Annotated in this window: 21 protein-coding genes; 19 read left to right on the top strand and 2 right to left on the bottom strand. The window is 67.0% G+C overall.

Annotation, left to right across the window (positions count from 1 at the left end; genetic code table 11):
* The 8 genes from G335_RS0100580 to G335_RS0100545 all read left to right on the top strand — a co-directional run.
* Positions 1 to 250 (top strand): transposase (locus G335_RS0100580; protein ID WP_026304733.1); only part of this gene is annotated, 250 nt, incomplete at its 5' end.
* Between the two features lie 79 nt (positions 251 to 329).
* A complete protein-coding gene (locus G335_RS0100575) occupies positions 330 to 986 on the top strand; it encodes a protein-L-isoaspartate O-methyltransferase (protein WP_018144765.1) in 657 nt (218 codons plus the stop codon).
* A 111-nt stretch (positions 987 to 1,097) separates the two neighbouring features.
* Positions 1,098 to 2,426: a TolC family outer membrane protein gene (locus tag G335_RS0100570; RefSeq protein WP_018169244.1), complete on the top strand. Its 1,329-nt coding sequence runs from the start codon at positions 1,098 to 1,100 to the stop codon at positions 2,424 to 2,426.
* Entirely contained in the window at positions 2,426 to 2,995 is a 570-nt protein-coding gene (locus G335_RS0100565) for an isochorismatase family protein (RefSeq protein ID WP_018169245.1), read from the top strand. Before G335_RS0100570 ends, G335_RS0100565 begins: the two co-directional genes overlap by 1 nt.
* An 18-nt stretch (positions 2,996 to 3,013) precedes the next feature.
* The gene (locus G335_RS14225; protein ID WP_018144768.1) at positions 3,014 to 3,160 is read left to right on the top strand and encodes a hypothetical protein; all 147 of its coding nucleotides are present in this window, start codon (positions 3,014 to 3,016) and stop codon (positions 3,158 to 3,160) included.
* A gap of 10 nt (positions 3,161 to 3,170) precedes the next feature.
* Positions 3,171 to 4,022: a hypothetical protein gene (locus G335_RS0100555; protein WP_018144769.1), complete on the top strand. Its 852-nt coding sequence runs from the start codon at positions 3,171 to 3,173 to the stop codon at positions 4,020 to 4,022.
* Positions 4,022 to 5,092, top strand: a complete 1,071-nt coding sequence (locus G335_RS0100550) for a homoserine O-succinyltransferase (protein ID WP_018169246.1) — start codon at positions 4,022 to 4,024, stop codon at positions 5,090 to 5,092. Before G335_RS0100555 ends, G335_RS0100550 begins: the two co-directional genes overlap by 1 nt.
* 146 nt (positions 5,093 to 5,238) lie before the next feature.
* The gene (locus tag G335_RS0100545) at positions 5,239 to 6,579 is read left to right on the top strand and encodes an MFS transporter (RefSeq protein ID WP_018175595.1); all 1,341 of its coding nucleotides are present in this window, start codon (positions 5,239 to 5,241) and stop codon (positions 6,577 to 6,579) included.
* Positions 6,580 to 6,856: 277 nt separating this feature from the next.
* Here G335_RS0100545 and G335_RS14125 read toward each other — a convergent pair whose 3' ends face one another.
* Positions 6,857 to 7,045 (bottom strand): hypothetical protein, encoded by a 189-nt coding sequence (locus tag G335_RS14125; protein ID WP_155986704.1) that lies wholly within the window; start codon positions 7,043 to 7,045, stop codon positions 6,857 to 6,859.
* Positions 7,046 to 7,604: 559 nt separating this feature from the next.
* On the opposite strand from G335_RS14125, the gene G335_RS0100540 reads away from it, so the two are divergent.
* Positions 7,605 to 9,503 (top strand): ATP-binding cassette domain-containing protein, encoded by a 1,899-nt coding sequence (locus tag G335_RS0100540; RefSeq protein WP_018175594.1) that lies wholly within the window; start codon positions 7,605 to 7,607, stop codon positions 9,501 to 9,503.
* Between the two features lie 164 nt (positions 9,504 to 9,667).
* On the top strand, positions 9,668 to 11,683 hold the full coding sequence (locus G335_RS0100535; RefSeq protein WP_018169250.1) for a methyl-accepting chemotaxis protein: 2,016 nt from the start codon (positions 9,668 to 9,670) through the stop codon (positions 11,681 to 11,683).
* A 9-nt stretch (positions 11,684 to 11,692) separates the two neighbouring features.
* Here G335_RS0100535 and G335_RS0100530 read toward each other — a convergent pair whose 3' ends face one another.
* Entirely contained in the window at positions 11,693 to 13,639 is a 1,947-nt protein-coding gene (locus G335_RS0100530; protein WP_018169251.1) for a GNAT family N-acetyltransferase, read from the bottom strand.
* 229 nt (positions 13,640 to 13,868) lie between these two features.
* Here G335_RS0100530 and G335_RS0100525 point away from each other — a divergent pair, with 229 nt between their 5' ends.
* Genes G335_RS0100525 through G335_RS0100485 form a run of 9 tightly spaced genes read left to right on the top strand, consistent with a single transcriptional unit; the run spans position 13,869 to position 22,784 of the window.
* Positions 13,869 to 14,183, top strand: a complete 315-nt coding sequence (locus G335_RS0100525; RefSeq protein WP_018169252.1) for a lipid asymmetry maintenance protein MlaB — start codon at positions 13,869 to 13,871, stop codon at positions 14,181 to 14,183.
* Positions 14,176 to 14,538 carry a response regulator gene (locus tag G335_RS0100520; protein ID WP_018169253.1) on the top strand — a complete coding sequence of 121 codons (363 nt, stop codon included), beginning with the start codon at positions 14,176 to 14,178 and terminating at the stop codon, positions 14,536 to 14,538. The genes G335_RS0100525 and G335_RS0100520 overlap by 8 nt, the downstream gene beginning before the upstream one ends.
* Positions 14,539 to 14,540: 2 nt before the next feature.
* A complete protein-coding gene (locus G335_RS0100515) occupies positions 14,541 to 16,607 on the top strand; it encodes a chemotaxis protein CheA (protein ID WP_018175593.1) in 2,067 nt (688 codons plus the stop codon).
* A gap of 20 nt (positions 16,608 to 16,627) precedes the next feature.
* Entirely contained in the window at positions 16,628 to 17,149 is a 522-nt protein-coding gene (locus G335_RS0100510) for a chemotaxis protein CheW (protein ID WP_018175592.1), read from the top strand.
* 21 nt (positions 17,150 to 17,170) lie between these two features.
* Entirely contained in the window at positions 17,171 to 17,950 is a 780-nt protein-coding gene (locus tag G335_RS0100505) for a ParA family protein (RefSeq protein ID WP_018175591.1), read from the top strand.
* A gap of 24 nt (positions 17,951 to 17,974) precedes the next feature.
* Complete coding sequence (locus tag G335_RS0100500; protein ID WP_018175590.1) at positions 17,975 to 20,224, top strand: methyl-accepting chemotaxis protein; 2,250 nt, start codon at positions 17,975 to 17,977, stop codon at positions 20,222 to 20,224.
* Between the two features lie 35 nt (positions 20,225 to 20,259).
* The gene (locus G335_RS0100495) at positions 20,260 to 21,081 is read left to right on the top strand and encodes a protein-glutamate O-methyltransferase CheR (RefSeq protein ID WP_018175589.1); all 822 of its coding nucleotides are present in this window, start codon (positions 20,260 to 20,262) and stop codon (positions 21,079 to 21,081) included.
* Positions 21,081 to 21,704 (top strand): chemoreceptor glutamine deamidase CheD, encoded by a 624-nt coding sequence (gene cheD, locus G335_RS0100490; protein ID WP_018175588.1) that lies wholly within the window; start codon positions 21,081 to 21,083, stop codon positions 21,702 to 21,704. Before G335_RS0100495 ends, cheD begins: the two co-directional genes overlap by 1 nt.
* Positions 21,705 to 22,784, top strand: coding sequence for a chemotaxis response regulator protein-glutamate methylesterase (locus G335_RS0100485; RefSeq protein ID WP_018175587.1), 1,080 nt, complete (start codon positions 21,705 to 21,707; stop codon positions 22,782 to 22,784).
* Positions 22,785 to 22,790 lie beyond the last annotated feature (6 nt).

Genomic DNA, 22,790 nt, shown 5'->3' with positions numbered 1-22,790 from the left:
GGTCCGGCGGCCCTCGCGGTTGGCGAAGATCGGTTCCAGCCGACTGCGCAAGGCGCTCTACATGGCGGCGGTGGTGGCGACCCGGTACAACCCGGACGTGCGACACCAGCATCAACGTCTGCTGACACGCGGCAAGGCCAAGATGTCGGCGATCGGGGCGGCCATGCGCAAACTCCTGCACATCGCCTTCGGTGTGCTCAAATCCCAAACCCCGTATCAAGCCCGCCATGAAACTCCTTGCACCCCGTAGGGCAAGACGGTATCTACTTGCCTGTTTCGGCCCGTGAACGTACTCTTTCGCGGCTGTCGAGCGCACTGAGGAAACCGCGATGGATTACGCCAAGGCCCGGATCAACATGGTCGAACAGCAGGTCCGCCCCTGGGACGTGCTGGACACCCGTGTACTGGACGTAATGGAAACGCTCCCGCGCGAGCGTTTCATGCCCGAGCCCTATCAGGCCCTGGCGTACGCCGATTCCGAGATCCCCCTGGGGCACGACGAGAACACCCTGCCGCCGGTCGTGATCGGCCGCCTGCTGCAGGCCGTGTCGCCGCAGCCTACCGAAACCGTGCTGGAGATCGGCACCGGTTCCGGCTACGTCACGGCCTGCCTGTCCCATCTCGCGGCCCAGGTCGACAGCGTCGAGCGCATCGACGAGCTGCGCCTGGCCGCCCGCAACCGCCTGACCGATCTCGGCATCGAGAACGCGCAACTGCGCACCGCCTCGGTGACGCCCGACTGGACCCCGCCGCGCCCGCGCTACGACGCAATCATCCTGACCGGCGGCATGACCGAATATGACGACTTCCTCGAGCCCTACCTGACCCTGGGCGGGCGACTGTTCGTGATTACCGGTGACGGTCCGATCATGGAGGCCCAGCTGATCATCCGCACCACCGAGGACGGCTGCCGCCACGAGGAGCTGTTCGAGACCCGCGTGAAGCCGCTGGTGGGCTTCGAGCCGAAGCCCGCCTTCGAATTCTGAGCGGCACCCGAGGGGCCCATTTCAGGCGCGGCCAACCTGGGATGAAGGTCCCATGCCCGAACCGGCTCTGATAGGATAGGCTTTTCCTAATATCCTTCCGGAGTCGCGTCCATGAACCGTCTGCCGTCGCTTCTCGCCACCGCCGGGCTGGTCCTTGTGATCTCGGCCCCCGCCGCCGCCTCGAGCCTCCTGGAGGTCTACGAGCGCGCCGCCACGGAAGACGCGGAGCTGCGCACCGCCGAGGCGGAATACCGCGGCGTGCTGGAAAATCGCCCGATCACTCGCTCTGCCCTGCTGCCACAGATCTCCGGGCAGGCCGAGGCCGGCGCGTTCTACCGCGACGACCGCAACCGCCCCGGAAGCGACGACGGGCGCCAGACCAGCTTTGGCGTCAATCTCTCGCAGAGCATCTACGACCGCCGCAACTACATTGATCTTGTGCAGGTGGATCTCGAGATCGCCCGCGCCGAGGCGGAACTGGATTCCGCCCGTCAGGACCTGATCCTGCGCGTCTCCCAGGCCTACTTCGACGTGCTGATCGCACAGGAGACCCTGGCCTTTCGCGAGGCCGAGGTCGAGGCAATCGAGCGCCAGCTGGAACAGACCGAGCGCCGCTTTGAGGTCGGCCTGGTCGCACGCACCGACGTCACCGAGGCCCAGGCCCAGCGCGACCTTGCCGAGGCCGAGCGCATCAGCGCCGAGAACCAGCTGGACCTGACCCGCGAACAGCTCGCGGTGATCACCAATACCTACTGGGACCAGCTCGACATGCTGCGCGACGACGCCGAGCTGACCCCGCCGGATCCGGCCGATCCGCAGGCCTGGGTGGATATCGCCCTGGCGAACAACCTGGAACTGGCCGCCCAGCGTCTGAGCACGGAGAGCGCGCGCGAGCAGATCCAGCGCCAGCGCGCCGAGGGCCTGCCACGCATCAATCTGAACGCCTCGGTCAACGAGAACCGCTATCACGGCCTTGATGCCGGCACGACCGGCGGGGCGATGTTCTTCGAGGGCACCGAAGCCCAGGTCGGGATCCAGCTGGAGATCCCGTTCTACACCGGCGGTCGTGTCAGCGCCCTCACCCGTCAGGCGCGCGAGAATTTCCAGGCCGCGCAGGAAGGCCAGTCGCTGGTTGAACGCCGTACGACCCAGGACACCCGCAGCGCTTATCTGTCGGTGATCTCCAACAACTCGCGCGTGCGCGCCCTGGAGCAGGCCCTGGCCTCCACCCAGTCCGCGTTCGAGGCGGCCGAGGCCGGCTTCGAGGTGGGCACCCGCACCCAGGTCGACGTCCTGCTCGCCCTGCGCGAGGTCTTCCGCGCCGAGCGCGACTACGCCGAGGCCCGCTACGGCTTCCTCAGCGAGTCGCTGCGCCTGCAGCGCGCCGCCGGCCGCCTGAGCGTGACCGATCTCGAGGCCATCAACCGCCTGCTGGAGTAATGGCCGCTGCCGCTTCCAATCCGCGAGCCCGCTGCGAGCGTGCGCGCTCGCGTCTGGTCCTGATCGACCTGCAGGAACGCCTGCTGGCCGCCATGCCGGACGCGCGGGACGAGGTCGAGCGCAATACCGCCCGCCTGATCGAGGCCGCACGCAAGCTGGATATCCCGATCGAGGTCTCGCGTCAGTATCCGCAGGGCCTGGGCGAAGTCACCGCCACTCTGCAGCAAGCGCTCGACGGGTACGGCACGGTCACCGACAAGACGTCCTTCTCCTGCTGCGCCGAGGATGACCTGCGCGCGCGCCTGACAGGCGGCGACCAGGTCATCCTGACCGGTTCGGAGACGCATATCTGCGTGACCCAGACGGCGCTGGAGTTGCTGGACGCGGGCGTAACCGTGTTCGTGGTCGAGGACGGGGTCTGCTCGCGCGACGCCGGGCGCAAACGCAACGGGCTGGAACGCCTGCGCGCTGCCGGCGCCATCATTACCAACCACGAATCGGTGCTGTTCGAATGGCTGCGCGACGCGGCCGATCCGCAGTTCCGCGAACTGAGCCAACTGATCCGCTAACCGGAGGATTCCGCAGGGATGCGCATACTCGGCAACATTCTATTGGGCGTCTGGCTGATCCTGTTCGGCCTGCGCGGCCTGCTGGGGCTGCAGTTCCAGTACGACCATTACGTCATCAGCGGCCTGGCGGTGATCGCCGGCATCCTGTTCATCCTGCGACGCTAATCGAGTCCCCATGCGCCTGACACCCGACGAATACCGCAACCAGGAGCACCGCCGCATCACCCTGCTGGGGATGTCCGGTGTCGGCAAGACGCGCCTGTCCAACATGCTCCGGCGCGAGGACTGGTTCCACTATTCGGGGGACTACCGCATCGGCACGCGCTACCTGAGCGAGCCGATCCTGGACAACATCAAGGCCCAGGCGATGGCGGTGCCGTTCCTGCGCGACCTGTTGCGCTCGGACTCGATCCAGATCATCAACAACATCACCGTGGACAACCTGCACCCGGTGGCGAGCTTCCTCGGCAAGCTCGGCAACCCGGAGCTGGGCGGCCTGCCGCTGACCGAATTCAAGCGCCGCCAGACCCTGCACCACCAGGCCGAGGTGCAGGCGATGCTCGACGTGCCGGACTTCATCCACAAGGCGCAAACGCTGTTCGGCTACCCGCATTTCGTCAATGACGCCGGTGGCTCGGTCTGCGAACTGGACAGCCCCGGCGTGCTCGAGACACTGGCCGAGCACACCCTGATCCTGTACATCAAGGCAACGGACGAAGACGAGCGCCAGCTGATCGAGCGCGCCGAGCGCGACCCCAAGCCGCTGTACTACCGCGAGGCCTTCCTCGACCAGCAGCTTGCCGAATACATGCGTGACGAGGGGCTGGACTACGTTGCCCAGATCGATCCGGACGCCTTCGTGCGCTGGGTCTTCTCGCGCCTGTTCCGCGCGCGCCTGCCGCGCTACGAGGCGATCGCCGAGACCCACGGCTACACCATCAGCACCACCGAGCTGGCGCGCGTACGCAACGCGGCCGACTTCGATGACCTGGTCTGCATGGCCCTGGAACGGGAGGCTCGCCTCTAATGCCACTTGTCGCCTATTCCGATCTGCCCACCTTTGCCCGTCTGAAGAGCGAGGGCGAGACCGTACTGCCCAGCGACTTCGCGCAGCAGCAGGAGATCCGTGCGCTGCACATCGGGCTGCTGAACATGATGCCGGACGCCGCCCTGTCGGCCACCGAACGTCAGTTCTTTCGCCTGATCGGCGAGAGCAACCAGATCGCACAGTTCTATATCCACCCGTTCACCCTGCCGCAGCTCAAGCGCGGGCCGAAGGGGCGCGATCACATCAAGCAGTACTACGAGGACTTCGAGGACCTGAAGAAAGAGGGTCTCGACGCGCTGATCATCACCGGGGCCAACGTCACCCAGCCGGACCTGGCACTGGAGCCATTCTGGGAGCCGCTGGCCGAGGTGGTGGACTGGGCCTGGGAAAACGTGACCTCGACGCTTTGCTCCTGCCTCGCCACCCACGCCGTGCTGCAGGCACGCTACGGCGAGCGCCGCGTGCACATGGGCGAGAAGCTGTGGGGCGTGTTCCCGCACCGGGTGGTGGACCGCGGGCACCCGCTGGTCACCGGCGTCAACACCCGCTTCGATGTGCCGCACTCGCGCTACAACGATGTCTCGCGCGAGCAATTCGAACGCCACGGCCTGCGCGTACTGGTGGAGAGCGAGCAGTCCGGGATCCACCTGGGTGCCTCGCCGGACGGCTTCCGCATGGTCTTCTTCCAGGGCCACCCGGAGTACGACTCCATCAGCCTGCTCAAGGAATACAAGCGCGAGGTCGTGCGCTACATCCAGGGCGAACGCGACGCCTACCCGCCGCTACCGGAGAACTACCTGATGCCGCAGGCCGCCGCGATCCTCGGCGAGCATCGCGAGCAGGTCGAGGCCGCGCTGGAGCACTGCACCGAGATCCCAGCGCTGCCCGAGGCGCTGCTGCTGGACCGCCTGGACAACACCTGGCACGACACCGCGCTGGCGGTGATCAACAACTGGCTGGGCAACGTTTATCAGCTGACCAACCTCGACCGGCGCAAGCCGTTCCGCGACAGCGTCGATCCGAGCGACCCCTTGGCCGGACGGCGTTAGTCAGCCGCCGTCATTGCGAGGAGCGCAGCGACGCGGCAATCTCCCACCGGAGCCACCGGGACCTGGCGCGTTGCCAACTTCGGGAGGTTGCCACGTCGCCTTCGGCTCCTCGCAATGACCGGGGGGCACCGCAACGGAAGGACTCCATGGCCGAACATGACCCGGACAAGCTGCCGCGCCCGCTGATCTCCCTGTACGAGACCATCGCCGGGGACGAGGACGCCCGCGTCTGCAAGGACATCCCGGAAAACGCCTGCAACGCCCAGCCGACTAACTTTTTCGTCCACCTGGTCTCCAACACCCTGAGCAAGATCGGCGACGAGCTGGCCTCGGCCCGCCTGGTCCTCGCCTGGCTATTGGGCGCCCTGGGGGCCCCGGCCGCCTTCGCCGGCTTCCTGGTCCCGATCCGCGAGTCCGGCTCGCTGCTGCCGCAGTTGTTCGTGGCCGCCGCCATCCGGCGGCGGGCCATCCGCAAGGGCTTCTGGATCCTCGGCAGCCTGCTCTCCGGGCTCGCGGTGGCCGGCATGGCCGTGGTCGCGCTGACCCTGGAGGGTGCAGCCGCCGGCTGGGCCATTCTCGGGCTACTGGTGGTCTTTGCGCTTTCGCGCGGGATCAACTCGGTCGCGGCCAAGGATGTGCTGGGCAAGACCATCGCCAAGCATCGCCGCGGCACGGTGATGGGCTACGCCGCGTCGCTGGCCGGGTTCTTCACCCTGGGGCTGGGCATCTACCTCACTCTCGCGAACCTGGAAGAGGCCGGCATTGGCGTGTTCGTGGCCCTGCTGGCCGCCTCGGCCGGGGCCTGGTGGGTCGCCGCCGCGACCTTCACCCGGCTGCGCGAGGATCCGGGTGCCACCGAGGGTGGCGGCAACGCCGTCACCGAAGCCATCAAGTCGATGCGCCTGCTGTGGACCGACCGCGCCTTCGGTCACTTCGTCCTGACCCGCGCGCTGCTGATGAGCACGGCCCTGGCACTGCCCTTCTACGTCCTGCTCGCGGAGGACGCGACCGCCGGTGATCTGGGCACCCTGGGCCTGCTGATCCTCGCCAGCGGCCTGGCCTCGGCCGTCAGCGCCCCGGTCTGGGGCCGGCTGTCCGACCGCTCCGCCCGCTGGGTCCTGATCCTCTCGGGACTCCTTGCAGCCGGCCTCGGCATCGCGGTCGCCCTGAGCGTCTGGCTCGCGCCCGTCGGCACCGACCATGCGCTGGTTCCCGGCGGCTGGGTCTATGCGACCCTGTTTTTCCTGCTCGGGGTCAGCCATGCCGGCGTGCGTCTGGGCCGCAAGACGTACCTGGTCGACATGGCAACCCAGGAAACGCGCGCCGCGTTCACCGCCGTCAGCAACACCGTCATCGGCGGCCTGCTACTGATCGGCGGCCTGTTCGGGCTGCTGGCCCAGCTGGCCGGCACCGACGTCGCCATCTTCGTGCTCGCGCTGATGAGCCTCGCCGGCGCCGTGAGCGCCTGGCTCATGGGCGAAGCCTGACGCCCGCCTCTTTCTCGCCGACTGGCCGCTGTTCGTCGTCGGTGTTTACGGTGCCCTTGGCCCGCCGCCTGCCTAGTTGTGGCTGGCCCCGGTTCTTCCTCTGGTGTTTACGTGCCTCCGGTCCGCCGCCTGCCGAGCGCTGACTCGCCAGCGCGCCCCGAGGGACTTTCTTGCTTGCCCAAGAAAGTACCCAAAGAAGGGCACCCGGATTTCGCCCGGGAACCTCGCTCCGGACGCGCTGGGCCGGCGGCGCTGAACTCGCTACGCTGCGCTTCGCTCAGACATCCAGCGCCTTCTCCCGGCCCATCACGCCCTCCGCGAGGGGCTCCATACGGGAGAAGAAGGCCAAAACAGGCGGTATCCAGACACCAGCAACCAGCCCGCACCCCGTAGGGTGCGGTTGAGCGCAGCGAAACGCACCGTTTCCCACGCCGCGCGAAATCCCGATGCGATTCGCTGCGCTCATCACATCCTACGCCCCCCCGGCGCCCGCTTCGCGGGCGCGGCACGCCATGGCCGCAGGCCGAGCGTGCCAAAGATGCTCGAAGACCTAGCCATCATCCACCGGCAGGAACGCTGGGATAGCCGTTGTTTGGACCTGCCTCCCCGTTGTCGTCGCGCCGAGTGGAGAGGCTTTTCGCGGGATTCAAGGCGCTGGATGTCTGAGCGGAGCCGAAGGCGCAGCGAGTTCAGCGCCGCCCGCGAAAAGCCTCGGAGCGAGGGAAACCCCGGCCCGCGCAGCGGGCCGGGGTCGCGGCAGTCGGGCGTGTTTCGTGGGTACTTCTTTGCACGAGAAAAGAAGTACCTCGCGGCGCGCTGGCGAGTCAGCGCCTGGCAGGCGGCCGGACGAAAGCACCGTAAACACCAGATGGCGAACCAGGCCCGGCCTCTCCCGGCAGGCAGTAGAAAGAACGCAATTCGCGCTCCGGGATGGCGAGCCTGAAAGGCCTCACGGTGCGCGCTACGGCACGCCAAGGTGATAGTCTTGACGCCCGCAACAACACTTGCTCGCGACCGGAATTCGAATGGCACTTCTCACCCTGCGCAACATCCACCTGGCCTACGGCATGGCCTCCCTGCTCGATGGCGTCAACATGAGCCTGGAGCCCGGCGAACGCGTCGCGATCGCCGGGCGCAACGGCGAGGGCAAGTCCACCCTGCTCAAGGTCATCACCGGCGAAGCCCAGGCCGATTCCGGCGAACTGACCCGCCAGGATGGCCTGACCACCGCCTACCTGACCCAGGAACTACCGCCCGGAATCGAAGGGACGGTCTTTGACGTGGTCGCCGAGGGCCTCGGCGAGGCCGGCCGGTTGCTGGAACGCTTCCACCACCTGAGCCAGGCCGCTGCATCGGGTGACATGGACGCCCTGGACAAGATGGGGCCGGTGCAATCGAAACTCGACGCCATCGACGGCTGGAGCCTGCAGAACCGGGTAGAGACCACGATTTCGCACCTGAGCCTGGATCCCGAGGCGCAGTTCGCCGCGCTGTCGGGCGGGCTGAAGCGACGGGTGTGGCTGGCGCGCGAGCTGGTGCAACGCCCGCAATTGCTGCTGCTCGACGAACCCACCAACCACCTGGACGTGGCCGCGATCCGCTGGCTGGAACAGTTCCTGATCGAGAGCGGACTGACCGTGGTGTTCATCAGCCATGATCGCCAGTTCATGGAGAGCGTGGCCACGCGCATCCTGGAGCTGGACCGCGGGCATCTGTACGAGCACCCACCATCCATCGAGGCCTTCCGCGAGCGCCAGGCCGAAAGGCTGGAAACGGAGGCGACCCAGCGCGCGGAGTTCGACCGCAAGCTGGCCCAGGAGGAGGTCTGGGTGCGCCAGGGCATCAAGGCGCGACGCACCCGCAACGAAGGCCGCGTGCGGGCACTCCAGGCATTGCGTCGCAAGCGTGCCGAACGCCGTGAACGCGGCGGCCAGGTAAAGATGAAGCTGAGTCCGGAGCAGCGCTCCGGACGCCTGGTGATCGAGGCGGAACACGCCGATTTCGGCTACGACACGCCCATCGTGCGCGACGTGAACCTGCTGCTGCAGCGCGGGGATGCCCTGGGCATCGTCGGACCCAACGGGGCCGGCAAGACCACCCTGCTGCGCGGACTCCTGGGCCAGATGGAGCCGCTCGCAGGCAGCGTCAAGCTGGGCACCCAGCTGGAGATCGCCTACTTCGATCAGGCCCGTGCCCGTCTGGACGAGGCGACCACGGTTCAGGATGCGGTCGGCGAGGGCCGCGACCGGGTCATGGTCAACGGCGAGAGCCGCCACATCCTGTCCTATCTGGAAGACTTCCTGTTCCCGCCCGCGCGTGCCCGCCAGCCGGTATCGGCGCTGTCCGGGGGCGAGCGCAACCGCCTGCTGCTGGCGAAGCTGTTCCTGCGCCCGGCGAACCTGCTGGTGCTCGACGAGCCGACCAACGACCTGGACGTGGAGACGCTGGAGCTGCTGGAGCAGCTGCTGATCGAGTACACCGGCACCGTTATCGTGGTCAGTCACGACCGCTCTTTCCTCGACAACGTCGCGACCTCCACCCTGGTCCTGCCGGGCGATGGCGCGGTCGAGGAGTTCGTCGGCGGCTGGTCCGACCTGCCCGAACGGGTCACCCGGCGCCTGCTGGAGGGCGAGTCCGGAGCGACCGCGAAGGCCGAGCCCGCGGCGAAACCCGCGGCGCCCGCACCCGAGCCGGCACCGACGACCCCACGCAAACGGTCCTACAAGACCGCGCGCGAACTGGAGGCCCTGCCGGCACAGATCGAGGCCCTGGAACAGGAACAGCAAAGCCTGACCACGGCCATGACCGAGCCGGATGCCCTGCGCGACGGTGACCGCATGCGCGAACTGCAGGCGCGGCTCGAAGCCGTCGAGTCAGAACTGGCCCTCTGCTACGAGCGCTGGGAACAGCTGGAATCCGACTAAGCCCCGGCACGTCTATCCTCCGGCGACTCCCTGAATAACCGGCTCAACTCTGAGCGCGGCCGGCCGTAACAGGGGTTGAATCACCACCTTTCGAGTCCGCGGTCGTAATGGCCGCGGCCGGTTCGTGAAGCGCCGGACACAAGGCGCCCAGAAGGAGTCATCGCATGCTGGACAAACTCTCCATTCGGGGGCTACTGATTGCCGGCTTTGGCCTGGTGGTCGCCATCCTGATCATCAACTCCCTGCTGGCCCTGCGCGCGATGAGTACGGGCAGCCAAGGGGTTGAACAGCTCACCCAGGCCGACTACCCGGCGGTAGCCCGGGTCAATGACGTCGAGCAATTGCTGCAGGAGAGCGCTGCGTTTCTCGGGTTCTACCTGATGAGCGAGGAGCAGTCCCACCGCGACGCGTGGCAAAACGCGATGCGTGACCTCGATGGCGCAACCCGCGCCCTGAACGACAACCCGGTGATCGCTGCCGACGAGGAACTGTCCGCCAGCGCAACCGAGGTCCGCCGCCTGGTCAACCAGTTCGCCAGCTTCGAGGACCGACTGATCGAGGTTGCCGAAAACGCCGCCGAAAACATGCCGGCGCTGGGAATCGCCAATGCCCGGGCCAACCCTGCCAGCCGCGAGATGACCCAGCAGACCAACATGATGATCAGCGCCGAGATGGGCCTCCCGCGCTTCCAGCGGTCCTGGGATCGTCTCGACACCCTGCATGACCTGCGCATGTCGGTGGTGCAGGTCACCTCGAACCTGCGCGGTTTTATCGCCTTCCGTGACGATGCCTTCCGCGAGAATGTCCGACTGTTCGCGACTCGCACCAACGACATCACCGCACAGCTGATGGACCAGTTCGACGAGCTGGACTTCGAACAGCAGATCGCGCTGGAGGACTTTCAGGGGGCGCTGGACACCCAGAACACGGCGCTGGATGACCTGATCGAGATCCACGGCAGCGAACAGGCGCTGCAAGACGCCTACCTGATCCGTACCGAGATCGGGCCCGTGCTAATCGAGGCGCGTGACCACCTGCAGGGACTCAGCGAGCGGATTACCAATCGCGCCGAGCGCAGCGCCGCCGCCCTGACCGCCGACATGCGCGCGACCCAGACCACCCAGGGCGTACTGGCCCTGATTGGCGTGATTCTGGGCTTGGCCGGCGCGGTGTTCATCATCCTGGTGGTCCGGCGCGCCCTGGCCCACTCGACCGCGGCACTCGAGGAGATCGCGGACGGCGACGGCGACCTGAGCCGCCGCCTGGACGAGAACGGCCTGATCGAAACCGCACAGCTGGGCCGGGCCTTCAACCGCTTCACCGACAAGATCGCCCAGGCCATCGGCAATGCCCGCGGCGGCACCGAGACGCTGAATCGCGCCACCGAGAACCTGAACCAGGAGGCCTACCAGGCCCGCGAGGCCGTCTCGCGCCAGCGCGACGAGACCGACCGCGTCGCCACCGCGATCAACGAACTGCAAAGCAGCGCCGAGGAGATCGCCCGCAACACCGATGCGACCTCCCAGGCGGGCCAGGAGGCCGGGAATGCAGTGAACAACGGCTCCGAGGTGATGAGCAAGAACATCGAGTCCATGGCCTCGCTGCTCGGGACGGTCGAACAGGCGGCCGACACCGTGGCCAAGCTGGGCGAGGACTCGAAGCAGATCGGGACCATCCTCGAGGTGATCCGCGGCGTGGCCGAACAGACCAACCTGCTGGCCCTGAACGCGGCCATCGAGGCCGCCCGCGCCGGTGAACACGGCCGCGGCTTCGCGGTGGTGGCCGACGAGGTACGCAAGCTGGCGACCCGTACGCAGGAATCCACCGACGAGATCGAGACCATGATCGCGCGCCTGCAGTCCGCCACCACCAGCGCGGTGAAGGCCATGCAGCACGGCCAGGAAGAGGCCGAGGCCACCATGGAGCACACCTCCGAGGTGAACGGTGCCCTGCAACAGATCCGCCAGTCGGTGACCACGATCGTGGAGATGACCGAGCAGATCGCGGTCGCCTCGCGCGAACAGAGCACGGTAGTCGAGGACATCAACCGCAACATCGTGCAGATCTCCGACGAGGCGGATCAGTCGGCTAATACCGCCGACCGCGTCAGCGCCGCCTCCGACGAGCTCAAGCAGGTAGAGAAGGAGATCCAGCAGGCACTGGCCCAGTTCCGGCTCTGACCGGGCGGGTTACAGGCTCCGGGCCTCCAGCCAGTTCCGGGCGGCGCGACGCAACCTTCGGGTGACGCCGCGCCGCCCGGAAACCTCCAGCTCGCGTGCCAGTCGGTCCCAGTCGATGGGCTGCGCCAGGCTCGCCTCGAGCAGCTGACCTTCCGGCTCGTCCGGCGGCGCCACCGCCAACTGCCGCAGCAACGCGGGAAGCGCCCACTCCAGGGGCCGCGCCCGCTGGGAAAAGGCTCGGACCTCCTTCAGATCCGCCACCGGGTCAACCGGCGGCAAGGGACAATCTCCCTCCGCATCCTGATCCCCAAGGACTTCGCTCACCATGGCCGCGGTCGTGTCCGGCAGGAACCGTGGATGCCAGGCCGGCCAGTCGCGCCGAAAGGCCGCCAATGCTTGTTGCAGCCGGGGCTGCAATCGGGGCGCGGTCGCACGCAGGACCACGCCGCTCACCTGGCCACTGGCCGCATCCGGCTGGATGCCGACTCGCACCAGGCCATAACCCGCGCGCAGCCAAAGGTGCAGCAACACAGGTTGCAGCCCGAAACTCGCGCCAATCAGCGCCACCCCCTTGGCACCAGCCCGGTCCGCGACCGCACGCAACAGACGACTCCCCAGGCCCAGCCCCTGCCAATGCGGATGCACCGCAATGCGCTGAATGCGCCACGCGCCCTCCCCCGCCAGGTCGAAGTCACCCCGGGCCGCAACGGTGCACGGCAGGAAATGCCCCTGCGGGCGCCGTTCGCCCGACCAAACCGCTTCGGCTATCCCGCGTTCCAGTTCGCCCTCTTCCTGGATCAGAACCACCCCGAACAGGGCGCCATCCGCCGCCCCTTCCAGCAGCAACAGGTGAACACCCGCATCATCCAGCCAGCGCGCCAGATCGGAGGGCCGTGTGCGGTAATGGGCATCTGCCAGCAGGCCCATTACTGCCTCCAGGGTTTGCGGCGTGTCCGCGAGCGCCGTGCCCGTGCTCCAGCGCAGCCGCACGGCCTGGGAGACCGGGGGGCGACTCGCCGCCTCCAGCAGGAACAGCCGATTCATCCAGTCCTCGAGCGGATCGCCCCGGGCCCAGCGGACCGGTGTATCCAGGGTCTGTAGCCGCACGCAAAAGCCCGCCCCCTCCAGGGCCGGCAGCGCACGCAGCCGAAAGCCCTGTCCACTCCCCTCGAAGCCGCCGGTCGTGGTCGCCAGCACCAGGCGCCGTGCCAGCCGGGCCAACTGGAGCAGGCGCTCGACCGGCATGCTCGCAGCCTCGTCGATGATCAAGGTATCCAGCGGTTCCGCGTGTTCCAGCAAAACGTCCGGGGCCCGGTAGTGCCATTCCGGCGCGTGCGTCCAATGTCGGGCGCGCGCCAGCAATGCGTCCACGGCCCGTGGTCCCGGCGCCGTCAGCGTGATCGTGGATTCGCCGCGCTGCAGTGCCGTGCCCAGGAACTCGCCCAGCAGGGTCGACTTGCCGCGGCCACGCGGGGCGGTCAACGCCACACATGCGCCCGGCGCGAGTCCCGCCAAATGCCCCAGCGCGACGGCCTGATCCGGCGTCCACGCAAACGGGCCCGCCGCCCTCGGCCTGATTCCGGGCCGTCGATCCACCGACGGTGGCTCCACCGTCCGCACCCACGGCTCGGCCAGCGCCGCCTGCCAGCGGCGGGCAAACGCCCCGTCTCCGCCGGTGCCGTCGAGGATGACCAGGGTGCCACCGCCGACCAGCAGGCCTGCGACCGTGACCAGGGCATCCACCGCGAGCGATTGCCGGGCCTCGAATACCAGGGCCTGTACCTCGTGCCCCAGCCAATGCCCAGCCTGCGCCGGCGCCACATGCGGCACCCCGCCGGGCGGCGAACGCCCCACCCACAGCACCGGCCCCTGCGCCGCAGCAGCCCGCAGCCAGTTCGCAGCCGCCTGCCAGCCAGCATTATCGGCAGACAACCGGTAGAGCGTACGGGCCTCCATGTCAGTGGCTCCCTGAGATCAGATCACGCATGAACGAACGAGTTTCCGGGGATGAAAGCGGCCATCTCCTCACACTGCCGGGCCGAAGATCCAGCCATTGATCGGGCGGCCGGGGTGAAACGTGTCTCAAGGTTTAATGCTTCCAGCCGTACAAGATTTTTACAAAGAACTGGAACAATACTGTACAACACCTGTACAGTGTGACCGAGTTCATGAAAGGGTACTGCAGATGACCCCCATTGCGTTGCCGAAACGCCTGCGCATCGATACCGCAGCCGAATGCTGGCAAGTACTGCGCGCGGCACTGGATGTCGGCGAAGACCTGCAGCTGGATTCGGCGGCTGTGAATGATGTGGACGCCGCCGGCGTGCAGGTCCTGCTGATGGCCCGCCATTCGGCCGCCCGCAAGGCGCAGGGCTGTTCGCTCATCGGGACCAGCGCGGTTCTGGCCCAGGCCCTGCAGGCACTGGGCGCACCCGAAGACGGTTTTGGGTCGAGCGCCGCACAACACGACGACAAGGATTCAGGAGACATCAATGGCTAAGGTTCTGGTGGTGGACGATTCCGCCTCGATGCGCCAGATGGTCGCATTCACCCTCAAGCAGGCCGGGCACGAGGTCGTCGAGGGCCGCGACGGCAAGGATGGCCTGAGCAAGGCCCAGGGCGCCAAGGCGGATCTGGTGATCACGGACGTGAATATGCCCGCCATGGACGGCCTGCAGCTGACCCGCGAGCTGCGCAAGCTGGGCGACTACAAGTTCACCCCCATCCTGGTGCTCACCACCGAGGCCGGGCCGGAGAAGAAACAGGAAGGCAAGGCCGCCGGCGCGACCGGCTGGCTGGTGAAGCCGTTTGACCCCGATCAGCTGATGAACACCGTCAACCGGGTGCTGCGCTAGTCATGTCGATCGACATGACCCAGTTCATCGATGCCTTTCTCGAGGAGAGCTTCGAGGGGCTGGAGCGCATGGAAACCGAACTCCTGGCGCTGGACGGCGGCGATCCGGAGACGCTGAACACGATCTTCCGCTGCGCCCACTCGATCAAGGGCGGAGCCGGGACCTTCGGGTTCGGCGCGATCTCCGGGTTCACCCATGGTGTGGAGACCCTGCTGGACCGCATGCGCAACGGCGAGCAGGAGGCGGCCCCGGAAACGGTGAACCTCCTCCTGCGTGCGGTGGATACTCTGCGTGCGCAATTGCATGCCGCCCGCGATGGCGGCGAGGCCGACCCCGCCGAGGTGGCCGAAGTGCGCGCCCTGATCGAGGCCCATCTGGGGGATGCCGCGCCCGCGAGCAGCCCGGCGGACAACCGTGGGGCCGCAGACTCTGGCGGCACCGATGCCCCCGCCGACGGGAACCGTACTGGCCCGCGTGGCTGGCGGATTCATTTCCAGCCCTACGCGGACCTGATGCGCACCGGCAACGACCCCCTGCGCATGTTCGAGGTGCTGGAGGAACTCGGCACGCTCAGCGTGCACTGCGAGACCGATCGCCTGCCGGACCACGCGGATGCCTTCGACCCGGAGGACTGCCACCTCGCCTGGACCCTGGAGCTGGAAGGCGATGCCAGCCGCGATCAGATCCAGGAGGTCTTCGAGTGGGTCGAGGACGAGTGCGATCTCCTGATTGAACCCCTCGGCGCGGCCAGCGAGCCGACCCCTGAAGCGCCCCTGCTGACGCCCGATGCGACAGAAACGGACGCGACCACCGACCGTCCGCCGGCGGCCCCCGCTGCGCGCGGCGGTAGCGGTAACCGTGGGGCGGAATCCAGCTCCATGCGGGTGAACGCCGGCAAGATCGACGCCCTGATCGACATGGTGGGCGAACTGGTGATCACCCAGTCGATGCTGACCGATATCAGCGAACAACTCGAGGAAGACCCGTCGCAGATGGAGGCGCAGATCGAGCGCCTGCGCACCGGATTGGGCGAACTGGAACGCAATACCCGCGAGCTGCAGGAAAGCGTGATGAGCATCCGCATGGTGCCGATCGCGCAGGTCTTCAACCGATTCCCGCGGCTGGTGCACGACATCTCCGGGCAGCTGGGCAAGCAGATCGAGCTCACCCTGAAAGGCGAATACACCGAGGTCGACAAGACCGTGATGGAACACCTGGGCGACCCGCTGGTGCACCTGGTGCGCAACGCAGTGGACCACGGCATTGAAATGCCCGAAGAACGCGCGGCGGCCGGCAAGCCGGAGACCGGCCAGGTCACCCTGGAAGCCTTCCACCGGGGTGGCAACGTGGTCATCGAGATCCGCGACGACGGCAAGGGCATGGATGCCGACCGCATCCTCGCCAAGGCCCGCGATGCCGGCCTCGTTGGACCCAACCAGCACCCGGACCGCCACGAGATCCTGCAGTTGATCTTCGAACCCGGCCTGTCCACGGCCGACCAGGTTAGCGACCTGTCCGGCCGCGGCGTCGGCATGGATGTGGTCAAGAAAAACATCCGCGGCCTGGGTGGCAACGTCGAGCTGGAGTCGGAACCCGGCAAGGGTTCGCGCCTGACCATCCGCCTGCCGCTGACGCTGTCGATCATGGATGGCCAGCTGCTGAAGATCGGAGAGGAGACCTTCGTGATCCCGCTGATCGCGATCGTCGAGTCGCTCCAGACCCTGCCAGAGAGCGTGAAACAGGTCTTCGGCAAACTGCCCCTGTACCGCCTCCGGGACGAATACATTCCGATCGTCGACCTCGCGGCCCTGTTCGGCCGTACCGAGCCCAGCCCACTGCCGGAACGCGCCCTGCTGGTGGTCGCCGAGGCCGACGACCAGCGCGTGGCGCTGCGGGTCGATGACCTGCTCGGTCAGCAACAGGTGGTCATCAAGACGCTGGAAACCAATTTCCGCAAGGTCCCCGGCACGGCCGGCGCGACCATCCTCGGGGACGGCCAGGTGGCCCTGATCCTGGATGTCGCCGGGATCGCGCGCATGGCCAGCGGGCGCGATACCCGCGCGGCCTGATCATCAAGGAGCCGAACGCAATGGCGAACGACGCAACCCAATCGATCCACGACCCGGCCACCGCCGGCGAGGACCAGTACCTCACCTTCATCCTCGCGGAGGAGGAATACGGCGTGGACATCCTGCGGGTGCAGGAGATCAAGGGCTGGGAACGCCCCACACCCCTGCCCAACACGCCGGACTACATCCGCGGCGTGATCAACGTGCGCGGCATGATCGTGCCGATCATCGACATGCGCCTGCGCTTCGGCATGGAACCGCTGGAATACGGCCCGACCACGGTGGTGATCATGCTGCGCGTGGTGGGTGAGGAACGCGAACGCGTAATGGGCGTCGTCGTGGATGCGGTCTCCGAGGTCTACAGCATCGGTGCGCAAGACCTGCAGCAGGCACCCGACTTCGGGACCCGCATCGGGGTCAACTTCGTACGCGGGCTGGCGACCGTCGAGGAACAGATGATCCTGGTGCTGGACATCGACACCCTGCTGGGTCCCGGTCTGATTGCCAGCGCCGAGGCCATCGAGGCCGAGGCGACGGCGTAAGCCCGACCTCGCACACGGACCATGCGAACCATCGCGGTGATCAACCAGAAAGGCGGGGTCGGGAAGACGACGGTAACCCTGAACCTCTCCCATGCCCTGGCCCTGCAGGGCTACCGGGTGCTGGCGATCGACGCCGACCCGCAAGGCCACCTGAGCATGGCCTTCGGGCTGGAAGACCCCGCCGGCCTGGACCGCGTACTGCAGGACGGGGCCCGTTTGCAGGATGCCTTCAGCGAAGCCGGCAACGGACTGCAGATCGTCGCGGCCGGGGATCAGCTGCAGGAGGTCGAGAACCTGAACCAGGGCGGCGCCGAACGCGGCTGGCGCCTGAAGAAGGCCCTGGACGCACTGGATCAGCCATTCGATTTCGTGCTGATCGACTGCCCGCCTTCGGCGGGCTTGCTGGGAATGAACGCGATCATCGCGGCCGACGAGATGCTGATTCCCGTGGCCGGTGACTTCCTGGCCCTGAACGGCCTGTCGCGACTGATGCGCATCCTCCAGGGCGTCGAGGCGCGCCTGGGCACGGCCCGCAAGAAGTGGATCGTGCTGTCGCGCTTTGTCGAGCAGCGCCGGCATGCCCGCGAGGTCCGCGAACGCATCCGCGAGCACTTCGCCGAGGCGCTGCTGCCGACCACCATCCGCGAGACGGTGGTGCTAGCCGAAAGCCCGAGCTTCGGGCAGACGATATTCGAGTACCAGCCGCGTCACCGTGCGGCCGAGGACTTTCAGCAACTGGCCGCCGACCTGGTCGCGGCCGGGGCACTAACAACCACCCGCCCGACGGCGGCACACGCCTGAGCCTCGAGCCAGGGAGAACGGGCCATGACGACACGCAAACGCAACAAGCTGGGCAATGACCCGCTGGGCTGGCTGGACGAATCCAGCGCGGCCGGCGAGGCGAGCGGCGACGAGGTCTCGGGCGCGACCCGGCCGACCGCTACGGCTACGGCCACGCCCGAGCCCCTATCCGGCCCGCAAACCGACACTTCCAAGAAAACGAACAAACCCGCGCGTCGCCGCACCCCGGCATCGCGCCAGACGAACAAGCAAAGCGAGGACACCCCGATGGCCGCCATTCCGCAAACCGACACCGGCAGTGACCAGAACAGCCTCTTCATGCGTGCCGCCGTGCAAGGTGCGCGGACCGCGCTGATGATGTGCGACAGCGAGATGAACATTGTCTACGCCAATCCGGCCGTGGTCGAACTTCTGCGCAACCGGCGCGACACCCTGCGCCGGGAGTTCCCGGGCTTTGATCCGGACAACCTGGTGGGTCAGTCGATCGACCAGTTCCACAAGGACCCGACGCACCAGCGCGCAATCCTTCAGAACCCCAAAAACCTGCCCTTCGAGGCCCGGATCCAGGTCGCCGACCTCAAATTTCGTCTAAACGCGACAGCGGTGCTGGATGACGCCGGCAACTACCTGGGCAACATGGTCGAGTGGCAGGACATCACCGAACAGGAACGCGTGGAGCAAGAACGCACGCGAATGCGCGCCGCGGTCGAGGGTTCGCAAACCGCGCTGATGATGTGCGATCCGGACATGAATATCGTCTATGCCAACCCTTCCGTGGTGAGCCTGCTTCGCAGCCGTAGCGATGTCTTGCGCCGGGAGTTCCCGAACTTCGATCCGGACAACCTGGTGGGGCAGTCGATCGACCAGTTCCACAAGGACCCGACGCACCAGCGTGCGATCCTCCAGAACCCCGCGCGTCTGCCCTTCGAGGCAAACATTCAGGTCGCGGACCTGTATTTCAACCTAAACGCGACCGCCATTATCGATGCCGACGGGAACTACGCCGGTAACATGGTCGAATGGCGTGACACCACCGAGATGCGTCGGGCCGAGGATGCCATTGACGCCCTGATCAAGGACGCGGCTGCCGGCAACCTCGGCGAACGCCTGCTGCCGGAGGACTACCAGGGCTTTGCGCGCAATATTGCCGAGGGTGTCAACGAACTGTTGGACGCGGTGGTCCCGCCGCTGCGCGAGGGCTCCCGGGTCATGCAAGCGATGTCCGAGGGCGATCTGGCCGTGCGTATGGAAGGCGACTTCCAGGGAGAGTTCGGGAAATTCCGCGACGCCATCCACACCTCGCTCGAGAACCTCGACAACCTGGTTGGGCAGATCCTCGAGGGCGCCGGCAACGTGCGCTCGGCCTCGGCCGAGATCGCCCAGGGCAACACCGACCTGTCCCAGCGCACGGAAGAGCAGGCCTCCTCGTTGGAGGAGACGGCCTCGTCGATGGAGGAGATGACCTCCACGGTCAAATCCAACGCCGACAATGCCCGCCAGGCCAACCAGCTCGCCAGTGCCGCGCGCGACAAGGCGCAGGAAGGCGGCCAGATCGTCGAGAAGACGGTCTCGGCGATGGGCGAGATCAACCAGTCGTCAAAGAAGATCGCCGACATCATCGGCGTGATCGACGAGATCGCGTTCCAGACCAACCTGCTGGCGCTCAACGCGGCAGTGGAAGCCGCCCGCGCTGGCGAGCAGGGGCGTGGCTTTGCCGTGGTCGCCACCGAGGTGCGCAACCTGGCACAGCGCAGTGCCCAGGCCGCGAAGGAGATCAAGACCCTGATCAACGACTCGGTAGAGCGCATTGGCGAGGGCAGCAAGCTGGTCGACAACTCCGGCAAGGCGCTGGAGGAGATCGTCGACTCGGTGAAGAAGGTCTCCGACATCATTGCCGAGATCGCCGCCGCCAGCGAGGAGCAATCCACCGGCCTCGACGAGATCAACAAGGCTGTGACCCAGCTCGACGAGGTTACCCAGCAGAACGCCGCGCTGGTCGAAGAAGCCGCAGCCGCCAGCGAGTCACTGGACGACCAGTCACGCGAACTCCTAGACCTGATGAGCTTCTTCAAGGGCGTCGAGGTGCCGATGGCGCGCCAGGCCATGCCCCAGTCGAATGCACGACCGGCCGCAGCCACCGGCAGGACGGCGGGTGGCACGACCGGGCTGAAACGTCCGGCCTCCGCCGGCGGTAACCGCGAAGGCGGGTCGGCCAACCGGCCGACCCCGGCCCCCTCGCGCCAGGCGGCCACGGAAGAATGGGAAGAGTTTTGAGTCCCGGTTATTCATCCATTTCGGGGAGACACTGATTGGCCGCCTCCGACCGCCTGAGCGAGCGCGACTTCCGGCGCGTTGTCCGCCTGACGCAGGAACGCACCGGGATCATGCTCAACGAGAGCAAGAAGGAGCTGGTGTTCAGCCGGCTCTCGCGGCGGCTGCGCGTGCTCGGTCTCGACGCCTTCGACACCTATCTGGACCGGGTCGAGGGGGGTGACGAGGGCGAACTCGAGGAGTTCATCAATGCGCTCACCACCAACCTGACCGCGTTCTTCCGCGAGCCGCACCACTTCGAGATGCTGGGTGGCCCAGTGCTGCAGGAGATCCGACGGCGCAACCCGAACGGCCCGCTGAAGGTCTGGTCGGCGGGGTGCTCCACCGGCGAGGAGCCCTACTCCATCGCCATGACCCTGGCCGAGGCCCTGCCCTCGCCGGATGAGGTACGCATCCTGGCCACCGATATCGACTCGCGCGTGGTCGAGCATGCCGACGCCGGGGTCTATGACGCGAAGCGCGTCACCGGCATCCCGGGCGCACGCCAGCAACGCTGGCTGTTGCGCGGCAAGGGGGCCAACGAGGACCGGGTGAAGATCCGCGACGAACTGCGCGCCATGGTGCACTTCCGCCAACTGAACCTGTTCGATCCGTGGCCGATGAAGGGCCCGCTGGACGTAATCTTCTGCCGCAACACGCTGATTTACTTCGACAAGCCAACCCAGAAGCAGTTGGTGGAGCGCTTTGCCCAACTGCTACGCCCGGAGGGCTATCTTTTTATCGGTCACTCAGAGTCCCTGTTCCGCGTGACTGATGACTTCCGGCTGCTGGAACAGACGCTGTACCGGCGGGCCCGCTGATGCCCACCCTGCCGCAGCTGCACGATGGCGCCTTCGCGCACATCAATCGTTACTGGGATCGGGCGCATGCCTGCCCGGCGGCGAAGCTGCTGCCAGGCGAATGCTATGTCACGGTATCGCGTTCGGAGCTGATCACGACGGTACTCGGCTCCTGCGTCTCCGCCTGCGTATGGTCACCCGAAGCCGGGGTCGGAGGCATGAACCATTTCATGCTGCCGGATGGCGACCGCAACAGCGGCTGGGGGCCGGCCGTCTCCAACGCCACCCGCTACGGCACCCATGCGATGGAATTCCTGGTCAACGAACTGCTAAAGCTGGGAGCCCGGCGCGAGGATCTGCGCATCAAGATGTTTGGTGGTGGCCGCGTGATGGCCGGAATGAGCGATGTCGGCGCGGGCAACATCGCCTTCATGCGCCGGTTCCTGCAGGACGAGAACCTGGAACTGGTGGCGGAAGACGTGGGCGGGCGCTGGCCGCGCAAGGTCGTGTTCTTCCCCGCCACCGGGCGGGCACGGGTCAAGAAGCTCGTGTCCCTGCACAACAACACCCTGCTCGAACGCGAGCAGGACTACCGCCGCCGACTGCAGGACGAACCCCTGCAGGGCGACGTGGAGCTCTTCTAGATGTCTGCCACCTCCAAGCCCATTCGCGTCCTGGTCGTCGACGACTCGGCCCTGATCCGCAAGCTGCTTACGGAAATCCTGTCCCAGGCGCCGGACATCGAGGTCGTGGCTGCCGCCGCCGACCCCTTCGACGCTCGCACCAAGATCAAGCAACACGAACCGGACGTGCTGACCCTGGATGTGGAGATGCCGAAGATGGACGGCATCACCTTCCTGCGCAATCTGATGCGGCTGCGCCCGATGCCGGTTGTGATGGTCTCGTCACTGACCGAGGAGGGGGCCGACGTGACCCTGGAGGCGCTGGAGGTCGGCGCAGTGGATTTTGTCACCAAGCCCAAGGTGGATGTCTCCCACGCCCTGCAGGACTACGCCAACGTGCTGATCGACAAGGTCCGCACGGCCGCGCGCGTCCGTCTGCAGGCACGCAGCGCCACACCCGCCCCGGCACCGCAGCGGCTGGCCAGCGCGGGCAGCGGACGTTTCCGAACCACCGACCGGGTCATCGTCCTGGGCGCCTCTACCGGCGGCACCGAGGCCCTGCGCGAGGTGCTGGGCGCACTGCCGCCGGACGCTCCGGGCATCCTCATCACCCAGCACATCCCAGCCGGGTTCAGCCGCGCCTTCGCCGAACGCATGGACCGCAACACCGCACTCAGCGTGAAAGAGGCCGAGGACGGCGATATCGTGATGCCCGGGCACGCCTATGTGGCCCCAGGCAGCGACTACCACCTGCGCCTGGCACGCGACGGCGCGCGCTACATTTGCCGCCTCGACCAGGGCGGGCCGGTGAACCGCCACCGCCCCAGCGTCGACGTGCTGTTCAACTCCGCCGCCGAGCAGGCGGGGGCCAACGTCGTCGCCGCCCTGCTGACGGGCATGGGCGACGATGGCGCCCGCGGTCTGCGAGCGCTGCGCGACGCCGGCGCCCACACTATCGCCCAGAACGAGAGCACCAGCCTGGTCTGGGGCATGCCTGGCGAAGCGGTCAAACTGGACGCCGCGGTGCAGGTACTGCCGCTGGGGGGCATCGCCGCGTCCCTGATCCGTGACCACCGCAACGCCGCCGCATCCGGCCAATAGGAGCAA

It is taken from the genome of Thioalkalivibrio sp. AKL8, from assembly GCF_000380525.1.
GTDB classification, from domain to species: Bacteria; Pseudomonadota; Gammaproteobacteria; order Ectothiorhodospirales; family Ectothiorhodospiraceae; genus Thioalkalivibrio; species Thioalkalivibrio versutus.
This window is presented reverse-complemented; position numbering and strand designations above follow the sequence as displayed.